Source organism: Peribacillus sp. P4_C12, assembly GCF_056402095.1.
Window position 1 is genome coordinate 1 of the sequence record NZ_JBFUIB010001038.1, and the last position, 789, is coordinate 789.

A 789-nucleotide genomic window follows, 5' to 3' on the forward strand; every position below is an offset into this window, starting at 1 on the left:
AAAAAAAGAAGTCCGTCCTAAATATTTCCACCCTATTAAGAATAAGGGGATATTTAAAACCAAATTAGAATAAGAAGGATTTATCCCAATAAGTTGATATATAATCAAGGTGAGACCAGTGAAACCGCCTTCTGCCAAGTTATTTTGCATGTTAAAATGTACGAGGCCAAATGCGAAGATTCCAGCTCCAAAAAGGATAAATATAGTGTTTTTCAATTTTAAGCCGAAAAGCATGACTTTTACCTCCAAAACGTTTGAATGCGGTTAATTTACTTATTATAACTAATTAACCAACTATGGGCAATTGTTGTTACCGAACGTATCTGTTGTCATATGATTCACTTTTAGCTAACATAAAGAAGGTATAATGTTTATTAACGAAAATCAAGAATGGGTGACTAAATGGAAAAGCAAAAGACGATCCAACAAATGCAAGCAGAAGTCGACCAATACATAGGACAATTCAAAGAAGGATATTTCAGCCCTTTGGCTATGCTAGCACGCTTGTCAGAGGAGCTTGGTGAACTGGCTAGAGAAGTCAATCATTACCATGGTGAAAAACCTAAGAAATCAACTGAAAATGAGAATACGGTTGAAGAGGAATTGGGTGACATGCTATTTGTGCTAATTTGTTTTGCTAATTCACTTGGTATTGACCTTCAAAGCTCGCACGATACGGTCATGCATAAGTTTGCAACACGTGATAAAGACAGATGGACAAAAAAAGAAGAGAATGTAGAGGGGGAAGTAAAAGATGAGTAAAGTAAGAGTGATTGTAGCTGGACCTCG

At 36.2% G+C, this 789-nt stretch carries 2 protein-coding genes; one reads left to right on the forward strand and one right to left on the reverse strand.

Going from position 1 to position 789, the window contains the following annotated elements; genetic code table 11:
- On the reverse strand, positions 1–234 hold a 234-nt coding region (locus tag AC1DUW_RS31105; protein ID WP_477644486.1), incomplete at its 3' end, for a YitT family protein.
- A gap of 168 nt (positions 235–402) precedes the next feature.
- On the opposite strand from AC1DUW_RS31105, the gene AC1DUW_RS31110 reads away from it, so the two are divergent.
- Positions 403–762 carry a nucleotide pyrophosphohydrolase gene (locus tag AC1DUW_RS31110; protein WP_053346760.1) on the forward strand — a complete coding sequence of 120 codons (360 nt, stop codon included), beginning with the start codon at positions 403–405 and terminating at the stop codon, positions 760–762.
- Positions 763–789 lie beyond the last annotated feature (27 nt).

Excerpts from the sequence above, each read along its gene's own strand:
- AC1DUW_RS31110 (WP_053346760.1), top strand. The coding sequence starts at position 403 with ATGGAAAAGCAAAAGACGATCCAACAAATGCAAGCAGAAGTCGACCAA.